Source organism: Paenibacillus sp. AN1007, from assembly GCF_040702995.1.
GTDB lineage: Bacteria > Bacillota > Bacilli > Paenibacillales > Paenibacillaceae > Paenibacillus.
On the sequence record NZ_CP159992.1, the window covers coordinates 553,352 to 565,961 of the forward strand.

The 12,610-nt window shown below is 48.8% G+C and carries 12 protein-coding genes and 1 pseudogene; 12 read left to right on the forward strand and 1 reads right to left on the reverse strand.

From position 1 onward, the window contains the following. The first annotated feature begins 10 nt into the window (after positions 1 to 10). The 9 genes and pseudogenes from opp1B to ABXS70_RS02495 all read left to right on the forward strand — a co-directional run bounded on the left by opp1B (position 11) and on the right by ABXS70_RS02495 (position 8,195). On the forward strand, positions 11 to 943 hold the full coding sequence (gene opp1B, locus ABXS70_RS02455; protein ID WP_342552626.1) for a nickel/cobalt ABC transporter permease: 933 nt from the start codon (positions 11 to 13) through the stop codon (positions 941 to 943). Then, positions 943 to 1,839 carry a nickel/cobalt ABC transporter permease gene (opp1C, locus tag ABXS70_RS02460; RefSeq protein WP_342552625.1) on the forward strand — a complete coding sequence of 299 codons (897 nt, stop codon included), beginning with the start codon at positions 943 to 945 and terminating at the stop codon, positions 1,837 to 1,839. Before opp1B ends, opp1C begins: the two co-directional genes overlap by 1 nt. After that, positions 1,820 to 2,629: an ABC transporter ATP-binding protein gene (locus tag ABXS70_RS02465; protein ID WP_366293617.1), complete on the forward strand. Its 810-nt coding sequence runs from the start codon at positions 1,820 to 1,822 to the stop codon at positions 2,627 to 2,629. The genes opp1C and ABXS70_RS02465 overlap by 20 nt, the downstream gene beginning before the upstream one ends. After that, positions 2,630 to 3,439, forward strand: a complete 810-nt coding sequence (locus ABXS70_RS02470; RefSeq protein ID WP_366293620.1) for an ABC transporter ATP-binding protein — start codon at positions 2,630 to 2,632, stop codon at positions 3,437 to 3,439. 91 nt (positions 3,440 to 3,530) lie between these two features. Then, positions 3,531 to 4,730, forward strand: a complete 1,200-nt coding sequence (locus ABXS70_RS02475) for an MFS transporter (RefSeq protein WP_366293623.1) — start codon at positions 3,531 to 3,533, stop codon at positions 4,728 to 4,730. Between the two features lie 46 nt (positions 4,731 to 4,776). Next, positions 4,777 to 6,009: an MFS transporter gene (locus ABXS70_RS02480; RefSeq protein ID WP_366293626.1), complete on the forward strand. Its 1,233-nt coding sequence runs from the start codon at positions 4,777 to 4,779 to the stop codon at positions 6,007 to 6,009. Between the two features lie 218 nt (positions 6,010 to 6,227). Next, positions 6,228 to 7,425: pseudogene (locus tag ABXS70_RS02485) on the forward strand (GTP-binding protein). Between the two features lie 120 nt (positions 7,426 to 7,545). Beyond that, a complete protein-coding gene (gene rpsN, locus ABXS70_RS02490; protein WP_342552619.1) occupies positions 7,546 to 7,815 on the forward strand; it encodes a 30S ribosomal protein S14 in 270 nt (89 codons plus the stop codon). A 38-nt stretch (positions 7,816 to 7,853) separates the two neighbouring features. Further along, positions 7,854 to 8,195 (forward strand): DUF3024 domain-containing protein, encoded by a 342-nt coding sequence (locus ABXS70_RS02495; protein ID WP_342552618.1) that lies wholly within the window; start codon positions 7,854 to 7,856, stop codon positions 8,193 to 8,195. Between the two features lie 576 nt (positions 8,196 to 8,771). On the opposite strand, the gene ABXS70_RS02500 is transcribed toward ABXS70_RS02495, so the two are convergent. Beyond that, positions 8,772 to 9,887 carry a helix-turn-helix transcriptional regulator gene (locus ABXS70_RS02500; protein ID WP_342552617.1) on the reverse strand — a complete coding sequence of 372 codons (1,116 nt, stop codon included), beginning with the start codon at positions 9,885 to 9,887 and terminating at the stop codon, positions 8,772 to 8,774. 304 nt (positions 9,888 to 10,191) lie between these two features. On the opposite strand from ABXS70_RS02500, the gene modA reads away from it, so the two are divergent. The 3 genes from modA (at position 10,192) to ABXS70_RS02515 (ending at position 12,412) form a co-directional block, all read left to right on the forward strand. Beyond that, entirely contained in the window at positions 10,192 to 11,076 is an 885-nt protein-coding gene (gene modA, locus ABXS70_RS02505) for a molybdate ABC transporter substrate-binding protein (RefSeq protein ID WP_366293630.1), read from the forward strand. Next, the gene (gene modB, locus ABXS70_RS02510) at positions 11,073 to 11,747 is read left to right on the forward strand and encodes a molybdate ABC transporter permease subunit (protein ID WP_342552615.1); all 675 of its coding nucleotides are present in this window, start codon (positions 11,073 to 11,075) and stop codon (positions 11,745 to 11,747) included. The genes modA and modB overlap by 4 nt, the downstream gene beginning before the upstream one ends. 332 nt (positions 11,748 to 12,079) lie before the next feature. Next, entirely contained in the window at positions 12,080 to 12,412 is a 333-nt protein-coding gene (locus ABXS70_RS02515) for a hypothetical protein (protein ID WP_342552614.1), read from the forward strand. The last annotated feature ends 198 nt before the right edge of the window (positions 12,413 to 12,610 follow it).

A 12,610-nucleotide genomic window follows, 5' to 3' on the forward strand; every position in this document is an offset into this window, starting at 1 on the left:
GGATAGGGCTATGGGAAGTTATATCGCAAAACGTCTGCTGCTGACCATCCCTTTGCTGATCGTTATTTCGTTAATTACTTTTCTACTAATCAATCTCTCCCCACTCGACCCGGCCGTCGTTGTACTACAGGCTCAGGATGTACCGCAGATTACGGACGAACTGATCGCTCAAACGAATGAAGCGCTCGGTTTTAACCAACCTTTCCTTGTTCGTTATATGGACTGGATGGGAGCTGTTGTGCAGTTTGATTTCGGATATTCTTTCGTGTCCGGGGAGTCGGTGTGGTCTTTGATCGGGCCGGCGTTACTGAATACATTAAAGCTTACACTTGTATCCTCGGTCTTCATCATTCTTTTATCCATAGGGCTTGGTGTTCTCTGTGCCCTGAAAGAAGGGAAGATGCTGGATCAATCCGTCAGAGGTATTTCCTTTTTTCTGACAGCGATGCCGTCTTATTGGCTTGCGGCCATCCTGATCTGGTATTTTTCGGTGAAACTAGACCTGCTGCCGACCAGCGGCATGGACTCTTATCGCAGCTACATTTTACCTGTGCTGGTGATCACGGTCAGTTATACGGGCATTTATTTCCGGACAGTACGGAGTGCGATGCTGAGCAATATGAATGAAGATTATGTACTTTATGCCCGCGCAAGCGGCCTCAGCGAGCGGAAGGTCATGCTGCACATTCTGCGTAACTCCTTGCAAGTCGCGGTGTCCATCTTCTGCATGGCGATTCCGATTGTACTGGGCAGCACCGTTGTTATTGAAAATGTATTTGCATGGCCGGGGCTTGGCCGCCTGAGTGTAAAGTCGATTCTGAGCCGGGATTTTCCGATCATTCAGGCGTATGTGCTTATTTTGGCGGTAACGTTCGTGTTATTTAACATGCTTTCGGATATGATCAATGCTGCGCTGAATCCTCGTTTAAGAAAGGAAATCTGATGCGACTATTCAAAACTCTGAGCCGTGACAAGCTTGCGCTGACCTCTCTTGCCGTCATTATTGTGACCATTGTTCTGGGCATCTGTGCGCCCCTTATTGCACCTCATGACCCTGGAGCCGTCAACATGAAACTACGGTATGCCTCACCTTCCTGGCCCTATCTGTTAGGCAATGATCACCTTGGCCGATGTGTCTTATCCAGACTGATTTACGGTATCCGTCCAAGTGTGTTATGGGTACTATTCGCACTTGGTTTCTCCGTATTGATTGGTGCGGCAGCAGGATTTGTCGCAGGGTATTTCAAAGGTAAAGTGGATGCGTGGTTGATGCGAATCTGTGACATTATGCTTTCTTTTCCCGGATATGTGATGACCTTGGCGGTGGTTGGTATTTTGGGGGCGGGCCTTGAAAATATTCTGATCGCATTTGTCTGCATGAAATGGGCCTGGTTTGCTCGTGTCATTCGCACATCCGTGATGCAGTTCTCGGACATGGATTATGTAAAATTCGCCAAAGCTTCGGGCATACCCAGTTGGACGATTATTACACGTCACATCATTCCGGTAACCTTTGCCGATATCGCCGTAATCTCCAGTGGTGCGATGTGTTCCATGATGCTGCAGGTGTCGGGACTATCTTTTCTGGGACTGGGCATTCAGGCGCCCCATGCAGAGTGGGGCATGATGCTGAATGAGGCGAGAGAAGTCATGTTCTCCAGACCTGAATTGATGCTTGCACCGGGACTTGCGATCGTTGTGGTGGTGTCGGCTTTTAATTTTTTATCGGATGCACTACAGATTGCTCTAGACCCGAAATTAATGACCTCTCCAGGCAAGCCGGATAAATCTCGTGAAAGAGAGGTGAGAAAGGCAGCCTATGAATATAGTCGAGGTTGAGCATCTGAAAGTGTGGGATACCCGTACAGACCAGGCCATCATTCATGACAGTTCATTTACGGTGCGGCAGGGGAGCTGCATGGCGATTGTCGGGGAGAGCGGCAGCGGCAAATCGATCACATGCAGAGCGCTGATGCGGCTGAATAAGCCCAATATGCGCCAATCGGGAAAGATGCTGATTCAGGGCACAGACCTGAATCAGCTCTCCGAAAAGGAGATGCGGCGTCGAAGAGGCAAGCAGCTGTGTATGATTTTGCAGCATGGCATGAGTGCATTTGATCCATCCTGTGTGATCGGTGTACATATCCGGGAGACATTGCAGACGCATTACCGTTGGAACATCCGTGAGCTGGAGCGGAGAATGCGGCTCGCAATGGAGAGTGTTATGCTCCGAAATCCAATGGACATCCTGAACAAATATCCCCATCAGTTGTCTGGCGGCATGCTGCAGCGAATCATGATTGCACTCGCTCTTGTGCTCGAACCGGATCTGATTATTGCGGATGAGCCAACCACGGCGCTGGACACGATCTCCCAGTACGAAGTGCTGGAGCAGCTGATTCAGCTGCAGGAACGTATGGGCTGCTCCATGATCTTTATCTCCCATGATCTCGGCGTTGTACAGAAGATCGCAGATGATGTGATGGTCATGAAAGACGGCAAGATTGTGGAGCAGGGCAGCATGCAGTCTGTTTTGCAGGAGCCTACACATGCGTATACCCGTTATCTCGTATCCACCCGGCTGGAGCTGAGCAATCATTTCAACGCATTAATGCAGGAGGGATCATAGATGCTAACGGTAGAGCAGGTTGAGAAATCATATGTCCAAGGTGGTCTGTTCTCGAAGCATCGGCAGCAGGTGTTGAAAAAAGTGACCCTGGAATGTCGGCGTAGCGAATGCCTCGGCATTATTGGCGAAAGCGGCAGCGGCAAATCCACACTGGGTCGGTTGATGCTGGGACTGGAAAGCCCGGATCGCGGCGCCATTCGGCTGGGGGGAAAAGATGTGAAAGATCGGCGCGTGCGGATGGGCCGCATCAGCGCAGTTTTTCAAAACTATACCTCTTCGATCAATCCGTTTCTTACGGTACAGGATGCGATTATGGAGCCAATGAAGGCACTCCAAAAGTCAGGAAAAGGACAGCCGATTCATGCAAAAGTAGATATATTGCTTGCCCAAGTTGGACTGGACTCATCATACCGGCTTAAGTATCCGCATGAGCTGTCCGGCGGGGAAGCACAGCGAGTCTGCATTGCGAGAGCAGTGTCGACAGAGCCGCAGTATCTTGTGCTGGACGAAGCTGTCAGCTCGCTGGACGTATCGGTTCAGATTCAGGTTTTGCAATTGCTTAAATCGTTGAAGGGCTTGTACAAGATGAGTTATGTCTTCATTACGCACGACATTCAGGCGGCAGCCTATATCTGCGACAGGGTTGTTTTTTTCAGAGAAGGCCAGATTGAAGAAACGGTTTCGGTTGATCAGTTAAGGCATGTGCAGTCCGACTATGCTCAACAATTGTTGAGCCATCTCATTTCATTTCAGCGTGGAGAAGTGGGGGAACAGCCTATGTATGCAGCACAGGAAAGCGTCTTGAGTTAAGGGAAAAGGAAGTGTTCCCAGTGGAAGCGGGAAGAATCGCCTACGCGTGTAAGTTGGGAGAGCATTATAAGTGAAAGGGGGAATATCCGTTGTGAGCGGGGCAATGTCATGGCCTTTTTTGCGTTTGTACATTTTGGTGCTGCTCTACTTCAGTGCCAATGCCATTCTGAATGTGATTATTCCATTGCAGGGGGCATTCCTCGGTGCGAGTAGTACGACGATCGGGCTGATTATGGGTGCGTATATGTTTACAACGATGTTTTTCAGACCGTGGGCAGGTAAAATCATTCAAAAGCACGGGCCGATCAAAGTGTTACGAATTATTCTGATTATCAATGGGTTTGCGCTGATTCTCTACACGTTTACAGGGCTTGGCGGTTATCTGATTGCCCGTATTTTGCAAGGGGTATCGACGGCCTTTTTTTCCATGGCGCTGCAGATGGGCATCATTGATGCACTACCGGAGAAAGACCGTTCTCAGGGCATTTCCTATTATTCGTTGTTCAGCTACATTCCGGGCATTGTTGGCCCGGTGCTGGCTTTAGCCGTCTGGCAGACCGGAGGCATGGATTATTTTACAGTGGTGCTGATCGGGATCGCGGTCTGTACGGGTGTATTCGGATATACTGCCAGGATGGAACAAAATAAGGAAGAACCGAAGCCTGCTGCAGATGCATCTGGGCTGAACGTGAGTATGTGGGAATCCTTCGGACAGCTGGTGAAAAATCCATTGTTATTCCGCTGTAGTGTGCTGATGCTGAGTGCATCGGTTGTATTTGGCGCGGTTACTACCTTTATTCCGCTGTATGCGAGTCAGATTCCAAGCGGCAATGCTGGCGTATATCTGATGCTGCAGGCGGGTACAGTGGTGCTGGCGCGAATCGGACTCCGCAAACGCATTCCTTCGGACGGAAAGTGGCATTCACCGTTTATCATGACCACGATGCTGTTGCTGGCGGTTGCGGCACAGTGTGTGAGCTTTTCCGTTACCGGAGGCATGATATTCTTTTATTTGGGTGCTGTTCTGATGGGGATTGCTCAAGCTATTTTATATCCAACGCTCACGACGTATCTGTCCTTTGTTTTGCCTCAATTGAACCGCAATGTACTCATGGGTTTATTTATTGCGACAGCCGATTTGGGCATTTCGCTCGGCGGTGTGGTCATGGGGCCGATCGCTGACATGTCTTCCTATTCATTTATGTACATGATCTGTGCTATTCTAGGAGCGGTGATGATCGTTTTTGCCTATGAACGGCGTAAAGCGACTACCGGAACCTCAATGAACTGACGCCCAGGGAACGTGGGTACGTGTTAGAGAAAGCAGGTATGAACTATTGAAATCTTCTGTAACAACAACATCCAGTGGGAAATTAAATCCGGTATCGTTTTCCTTTATCGGGTTTTACATACTGGCTTTTTTATTTTTTGCGGCGAATGCGGCGTTGACGATTATTTTGCCTTTACGCAGTGAAGCGGCCGGGTTAAATCAGGCTGAAATTGGACTGATGATGGGCAGTTACATGTTCACCTGTATGCTGCTGCGGCCATTTGCCGCTCAGATGCTGGGCAAGCATGGACCGCTCCGGGTTATGCGATGGCTGCTGATGCTGCATGCCGGGACGCTGTTTCTGTTTATCGTGTCCGGGGTGGAAACGTATCTGTGGCTGCGGGCACTGCAGGGCGTGGCGACCGCATTTTTCTCGATGACGATGCAGGCGGGCATCGTGGAGAGACTGGAGGATAATGATCGTGCGCAAGGGCTGGCGATGTACACTCTGTTTACGATGGTGCCTTCGCTAGTCATCCCGATTCTGGCGGTTCAAATCTGGCAGAATGCCAGTGAGCTGGCGTTTACGCTGCTGATGATTGGACTGGCTGCACTCCCTTTGCTGCTCGGGTATAAGGTGGATTTGCCGCAGAGCACGGTGCAGAACAAAACGTATACGCTGGGGGATATGCTGCGCTCGTTCAGCGGCATCTGGCGCAGTACACCACTGCTCGTCAGCAGTGTGGTTATGCTGTTTGCCTCCTGTGTTTTCGGAGCGACAGCGACGTTTCTTCCGCTCTATATGGTATCGACAGGTGCAGCGAGTGCGGGTATCTTTTTGACAATTCAGGGTCTGGTCGTGATCCTGTGCCGATTTATTTTGCGTAAAAAAATTCCTTCGGACGGCAGCTGGAATACGCGGCTTATGGCAGGTCTGATGCTCTCGGCAGCGGTGGGGACACAACTGCTCAGCCTGATAGATATACTTGGGTCATTTGTTTATATATCTGCGGTATTTAGCGGGTTTGCGCTGGCGCTGCTGTATCCGACCCTCACCACGTATTTGTCCTTTGTGCTGCCTGCGGATTCGAGATACGTGCTTATGGGCATATTTATGTCCTCGTATGATCTCGGTTTTTCGCTGGGCGGGCTGGCGATGGGCGTTGTAGTGCAGATCAGCTCTTATTCCGTGATGTTTACCGTTTGTACGCTGCTCTCTGCTGCCGCATTGATTGTCGTGGTGTTTTTCAGACAGCGGATGGAAGCCGGGAATCAGTCCAATGCTGTGCCGATGAATTAATTTAGATAAAGCTTATGAATTTCTCTGCAAAGCGCATACGACCTATGCGATGTGGGGCAATCATAAGCTTTTTTTCACTATTTTTGGTTAGGAGTACGAAAAAAGATTTGACAACGGCGGCAGTCAGGATTATAGTCATTGTTGTTAATCGTAATAATTACTATTAAAGAGATGATCCACCGATCAAGGTGAACCGTACCTATAAGGAGTAGATCTATATGACACAAAAGCAAATACCGGTGACCGTTCTCAGCGGTTACCTTGGATCAGGCAAAACAACGGTTCTGAATCATGTGCTGCACAATCGGCAGGGGCTGAAAGTTGCTGTGATCGTGAACGACATGAGTGAGGTCAACATGGATGCGGCGATGGTGAAGGGAGGGGCCATACTTTCTCGTACCGAAGAGAAACTGGTGGAAATGTCTAACGGCTGCATATGCTGCACCCTTCGTGATGATCTGATGCAGGAGATCGAAAAGCTGGTGAACGAAGGCAAGTATGACTACATCCTGATTGAGTCCACAGGCATCAGCGAACCTGTTCCGGTGGCACAGACATTTACATATGCCGATGAAGAGACAGGCATCGATCTGACACGACTGGCAAAGCTGGATTGTCTCGTGACTGTCGTTGATGCTAACCGTTTCTGGCATGACTATGCTTCGGGACAAAGCTTGCTGGATCGGAATCAGGCGACCGGGGAAGACGATACCCGTGACATAGTGGATTTGCTCATCGATCAGATCGAAACCTGTGATGTGCTGCTGCTGAACAAGTGTGACCTTGTGGAAGAAGCAGAGCTTCACAAACTGGAGGGTATTATCCGCAAGCTCGCAGCCGAGTGCCAAAATCATTCGTACGGTGAACGGACAGGTGAACCCGGTGGAGATTTTGAATACGGGACGGTTTGATTTTGAGAAAGTAAGCATGTCGGCGGGGTGGATTCAGGAGTTGGAAAAAGAGTCCCACACGCCAGAGACCGAAGAATACGGTATCGGATCATTCGTTTACCGCCGTAGGAAGCCGTTTCATCCTTCCCGTCTGGCTGAATTCATGAGCTATTGGCCAGAAGAAGTCGTACGTGCCAAAGGGCTGGTATGGCTTGCCGCTGAAGGAGATGTGGCTGCCAGTCTGAGTCAGGCGGGGCCGTCCATCCAGTTCGGGCCTGCCGGGCATTGGGTTGCCGCGCTGCCGGAAGCGGACAAGCAAGAGATTTTGCGAACGGAGCCGGATGTGCTTGCAAAATGGGATGCCGAGTGGGGCGATCGCCAAACGGAACTGGTCATGATCGGCATTGATATGGAGCGTTCCATCATTGAAGATGAACTGGATCAATGTCTGCTCAGCGATGAAGAGATGCTGGCGGATTGGGGGCATTTTGAAAATCCGTTACCCTGGCCTGTCAAGGCTGTGTAAAAGAGGTATGAGAACATAAGCGATATCAGGATGGATGCAGGCAGTTTTAGGCAGTTAGGGAGCAGGTCTGGTTTTATCAATCTTTATACAAAATTCAAATCGGACAAGGAGCTGTTGAAGATGGCTAAAAAATCAAAGGTCGTGCGTGAGAAACAACGGCAGGAAATCGTAGCGAAGTATGCGGATCTACGCCGGGAACTGAAGGAAAAAGGTGATTATGAGGCGCTGCAAAAGCTGCCCCGTAACGCTTCACCAACGCGATTAAAAAGTCGTTGCGAGATCACGGGTCGTCCGCGTGGATATCTGCGCAAATTCAAAGTTTCCCGGATCAAATTCCGTGAACTGGCTCATCAAGGTCAGATTCCGGGAGTTACCAAGTCCAGCTGGTAAGTATGATAAGCGGAGTTCTTGATAAGGAGGTCTCTCCCATGTTGGATATGTTTACGCAGCGACGCATTGTATCCTTGATGAACGGTTATGTCCATGAGAAAGTACCAGCAGAGCTGCGGACGATGGTGAAGTTAACCTACGAGATGAAGGATAATGAGTTGATTCTCAATGAAGAACGTGCAGCTGGACAACGACATCAGTGGGAGCGAATGCCGATTGCTCGCTTTTACTGGGAGGGAGACCAGTGGAAGGTGTACGCTAGCGATGATCAGCACAGCTGGAGTCCGGCAGACATTGCTGTGCCATGTTTCGATTTTGAGGATGTCTTGGAGCAAGTGGAACGTGATGAATCCGGGATGTTTTGGCGCGAACGTGATTAAACAAATAATAATGGTGCATCTGGTCATAGAACTGGAATAACTAAAATAACTGGAGAAGCGCGCATTGGCTATACGGGGATCGGAATCGTGAACAACGATTGGGGTCCTCTTTTTGTTTTATCGTGCAAGATTGCACATACGGAGATGGAACACCATAATGTTAGACACTGGCACAGGCCGAAAGAAGGAAGAGAAGGAAGAGAAGGGTGAGAGTAGGTGGAATAGCTGGGTAGTGCGAATAAGTGGAGTATGCGAATGAAGCGGCTGCAGTAGGCCCGGCTCGTGCCCCCGAAATTCTTCTAGTCCAAAATTCTAACGATCCCCAGGAACGCTATTCACCTCAAAAAAGCGGGTTTGAAATTCTAACGATCCGTAGAAGCGTTATTTTGCTAGAAATAGCGATTTTGGTGGGGAAATCGGTGATTTTCAGCCGAATAAGCTCTGTGGTGATCGTTAGAATTTTCAAAATGCGAAATGTGGCTAAATAAGCTCTCTGGTGATCGTTAGCGTGAGGAGTGTAGGTGGAGAAGCACCTACCACTTCATGCACACTCAAATTTTCTCGACCTACTCTTTACTAAGCCTCAAATAAAACTTCACCCGTACGCGATACGTCATATCCTTCAAATGCTCGCAATTCTTGTCTGAACTCTGGAGATCGGAGGATGTGCAGAACGGATTCAATCCAGGCCTCGTTTCCCTGTTTTCTCAGCATGACCAAGTCGTAGCGCTCCTGCACGAGAGGAATGAAATCGACTTGCCCGACAAGGCGAGCGGCCTTCTCTATGCCGACACCTACATCGGCTTCGCCGGAGCTGACTTTGGCTGCGACACCCATATGACTTGTTTCCTCCACATCATATCCCAGCAGTCCGGCAGCAGATATCCCGTGCAGCCGTAACTGCTCGTCCAGCAGCACTCTGGCGCCAGAACCTTTTTCCCGATTCGCGAGGCGCAGGTCGGATTGGTTTAGATCGGTCCAGTCGTTCAATTGACGGGGGTTACCGCGTGGAACATATAGACCGGCAGGGCGAGACAACAGATTGACCACGACATAGGACCAGCCGGTTAAAATTTTGCGAATATACGGCAGATTATACTCCCCCGTGTCTCCGTCCAGCAGATGAGTGCTGACCAGGTCGGACTCTCCCCGATACATCGAGATTAGCCCATCCAGACTACCCATGAAAGAACGTAGCGGACGAATGTCCCGGGATTGCTTCTCCATGTGACGCATCAGAATATCCAGACTGACGTCCTGACCCGTAATGACGAGATGTCGAGCCGAACCCGCGATGTTCTGACCGTATCCGGCCAGACCGCTTGCGAATGAAGGTGAAGCCGTTTGAGAAAGTGACGCTACCCTATGATTAGATGTCATCGCATGCTGAGACTCGACTTGACCCGTGACTGTGGATAAGCCAGCAGCTGGACTATGCTTCTGGACAGCATCAGTCGACAGCTGCTCGGTTGTTGTCGTTCCTGGCAATGCATTTTGTTGTGCATGTGCCGGGGACTGGAGCTGCTTGGAACGGCGTTTGTAAGCATCCAGATCGGCAGCATCGATGCGCATCTGTTTGCCCACTCGGTAGGCGACAAGGTCTCCCTTTTTAATCAAATCATAGACGGTTAGTTTGGATATTTTAAGCAGCTTGGCTATTTCTTCGGTTGTGTAGGATTGCTCCTCCGTCATTAGTGAAGAACCTCCCTCTATATTATAAAGGCGTTAAAATTTTATATTGAAACCCTATATGTGTAATCCACTCATATTCTAATTCTTATTCCCATCGATACAATGGTGTTTCTTGTACTATACCATTATTTGAAGACACGCATAAACCTTAGAACGCACAATAAATAGCTGACATATTGTCTGGAATGTAGAATGTGATTAATGTCACCTTTCTATTTCGTATGTTCTGTGTATAATTAGTTATAATCAATTATATCTAGTTATAACTAAACAGATATTAAACATGGAATTTGGGGGAGAACGAATGAACAAACGAATTACATATGTACTTGGAACTATGTCACTGGGGCTGGCGCTTGCACTGGCTGGCTGCGGAGCTAACACAGACACAAATAAGCAGGATGCGGCGGCTTCTTCCGCGAATCAATCAGCAGCTTCTGCACCAGCGGCATCTGGTGAAAAGACAACGCCAGCAGCGACTGAGCCACAGGAAAAAGTCGAGCTGACGATATCCGCTGCAGCGAGTCTGACCGATGCAATGAAGGAGATCCAGACGAATTTTGAACAAGCCAATCCGAATATCAGCCTGAGCTTTAACTTCGGAGCGTCCGGTGCATTACAGCAGCAGATCGAGCAGGGAGCACCGGCAGATATTTTTGTATCGGCGTCTGCGAAAAATATGAAAGCCTTGGTTGATGAGAACCTGATTGCCTCAAGCGATCAGAAGAACCTGCTTCAAAATTCATTGGCAGCCATTGTACCGGCGGATGGGACAAAGGCAGTAGCCAGTGAGAGGGATTTAACGAATGATGGCATCAAAACGGTAGCCATTGGCATTCCAGAGAGCGTACCTGCAGGTACTTATGCGAAGGAAGCTTTGACCAATGCGAAGCTTTGGGATCAGCTTGAGCCAAAACTTGTTCAAGGCAAAGACGTAAGACAGGTGCTTCAATATGTAGAAACAGGTAATGCGGATGCAGGATTTGTGTATAAAACAGATGCACTGACTTCCAAGCAGGTAAAGATTGCGTTTGAAGTAGATAAAAGCAGTTACACACCTGCCAATTATCCGCTAGGCATCATTACAGGTACGAAACATCGCACTGAAGCTGAACAATTCTATGCTTATCTGCAAACACCTGAAGTGCTGGATATCTTTGCGAAATACGGATTTTCGATTCCGAAATGAATATGAACGCGATCGACTGGTCCGTGTTCTGGCCCCCGGTGCGTCTGTCCCTTCAGGTGGCGCTGTTATCCAGCGTTATAGCGGTTGTGGTGGGGGTAGCTGTCGCTTGGAAAATGTCACGTACTGCATTTCGCGGTAAAATTTTTCTGGAAACGATTCTGATGCTTCCGCTTGTGCTTCCTCCAACGGTCGTTGGGTTCCTGCTTTTGGTCATTCTGGGCCGCAGGAGTCTGCTTGGACGCTGGATCGAGGCGATCTTTTCGGCTCCTGTCATTTTTTCATGGTGGGCCGCTGTCATTGCTTCGGTCGTAGTGGCTTTTCCGCTGGTGTATCAGACGATGAAATCCGGTTTTAACGGAGTGGATCGAGATCTGGAGGATGCAGGGCGGTCGATCGGGGCCAATGAATGGCAGGTGTTCCGGTATATTACGATGCCGCTTGCGGGCAGAGCTTTAATAACAGCGTTTATTCTGGGCTTTGCCCGTGCACTGGGAGAGTTTGGCGCAACCCTGATGATTGCAGGTAATATTCCGGGCAAAACACAAACGGTGCCAACGGCCATTTATGTTGCTGTTGATTCGGGAAATCAGCCGATGGCCTGGGCCTGGACCATTTCCATTATCGTGATCTCATTTCTCATGCTGCTGATGACGAGGACAGCAGCGCGGTAACCAGTCATCCTTTTGGGTCAAATCCGGTATAAGAGATGGACAGCACAGGTAAACTAAAAACATGCCTGCGCAGCCTGCACTAGCTTGCAAAAATAAATCAAACCCGCTTAGAGAATCTATTCTCCAATAGCGGGTTTTTATTATGATTTGCATGACATATGTCCTAAAAAGCAATGAAAATGATCATATTGGAAAAGTAAAGCCCTTTTAGTCGAAAAAAAACAAATTTTTTTCCAAAATTGTGTCGTTCAGTACTCGCTTTCATAGGGCTTGTTCCTGTAAAATAGGAGGTAACTGATTCCAGCCAAGCATTGAAATAAGGAGAGACGACGATGAACACTAAGCCTGATTGCGACATTTCGTTGCAAATTGATGATTATCTGGATCTTTTGCATTTTGCCATCCAAATTCAAGATCAGGAATGGCGCCAGTCCCTTATCCAGCAGCTCAAAATATTTCAAACGGCACCGGAGCAGCATCATACTCCTGAAGAAGAATTATGGATGAGATTCGATTACATCAACAGCAAATTGACAGGTCTATGTCATCAGATTCATGCCGCTCATTCTGTGGATGAACGAAAAAAGTTCGAAGAACGTGTTGGTGTTTTGCAGCTGCAGCGGGTGGAAGTGGCACGTAAAATCAAATGGGCCAGCCGAAGGTAAATGATACCTGATGATAAGGTATCTGACATGGTTAACATGTAAGCAGGCATACCCACGATTGAGTTGAGACAAGATTGAATTACAAATTACATGATGATCCAGACGCATATAACTTCATATGAACGTACAAAGCCATGCTCCGCACGTAAAGGAGGTGGCTTTTTTGCTTGGAATAGAGAAGTTCTATAAGCATATCGG

Excerpts from the sequence above, each read along its gene's own strand:
- opp1B (WP_342552626.1), top strand. The coding sequence starts at position 11 with ATGGGAAGTTATATCGCAAAACGTCTGCTGCTGACCATCCCTTTGCTG.
- opp1C (WP_342552625.1), top strand. The coding sequence starts at position 943 with ATGCGACTATTCAAAACTCTGAGCCGTGACAAGCTTGCGCTGACCTCT.
- ABXS70_RS02465 (WP_366293617.1), top strand. The coding sequence starts at position 1,820 with ATGAATATAGTCGAGGTTGAGCATCTGAAAGTGTGGGATACCCGTACA.
- ABXS70_RS02470 (WP_366293620.1), top strand. The coding sequence starts at position 2,630 with ATGCTAACGGTAGAGCAGGTTGAGAAATCATATGTCCAAGGTGGTCTG.
- rpsN (WP_342552619.1), top strand. The coding sequence starts at position 7,546 with ATGGCTAAAAAATCAAAGGTCGTGCGTGAGAAACAACGGCAGGAAATC.
- ABXS70_RS02495 (WP_342552618.1), top strand. The coding sequence starts at position 7,854 with ATGTTGGATATGTTTACGCAGCGACGCATTGTATCCTTGATGAACGGT.
- ABXS70_RS02500 (WP_342552617.1), bottom strand. The coding sequence starts at position 9,887 with ATGACGGAGGAGCAATCCTACACAACCGAAGAAATAGCCAAGCTGCTT.
- modA (WP_366293630.1), top strand. The coding sequence starts at position 10,192 with ATGAACAAACGAATTACATATGTACTTGGAACTATGTCACTGGGGCTG.
- modB (WP_342552615.1), top strand. The coding sequence starts at position 11,073 with ATGAATATGAACGCGATCGACTGGTCCGTGTTCTGGCCCCCGGTGCGT.
- ABXS70_RS02515 (WP_342552614.1), top strand. The coding sequence starts at position 12,080 with ATGAACACTAAGCCTGATTGCGACATTTCGTTGCAAATTGATGATTAT.